Raw genomic sequence first — 270 nt, forward strand, 5'->3', positions numbered from 1 at the left:
TCTCGACCACCTTTAATACCGAAAACAACAATTGACCCAGCACCTTTTGGTAAATATTTTTGCGCTAACTCATTGGAAGGATGATCATCTTTTTCTGGATACAACACCCAATCTACACCCGGATGTTGTTCTAAATATTCAACGATCCGTCTAGCGTTTGCAACGTGCTCTTTCATACGAACGTGTAACGTCTCTAATCCTAACGCTATTTGAAACGCATTATATGGACTTAAGGAAGCCCCTGTGTCACGTAACACTTGAACACGTGCT

The 270-nt window shown here is 41.5% G+C and carries 1 protein-coding gene; it reads right to left on the reverse strand.

Annotated elements, in window-relative coordinates:
- The coding region (locus tag RYX56_RS22580; RefSeq protein ID WP_317124151.1) for a PLP-dependent transferase at positions 1–270 on the reverse strand (270 nt) is incomplete at both ends.

It is taken from the genome of Alkalihalophilus lindianensis, assembly GCF_032843265.1.
Lineage (GTDB): Bacteria > Bacillota > Bacilli > Bacillales > Bacillaceae_D > Alkalihalophilus > Alkalihalophilus lindianensis.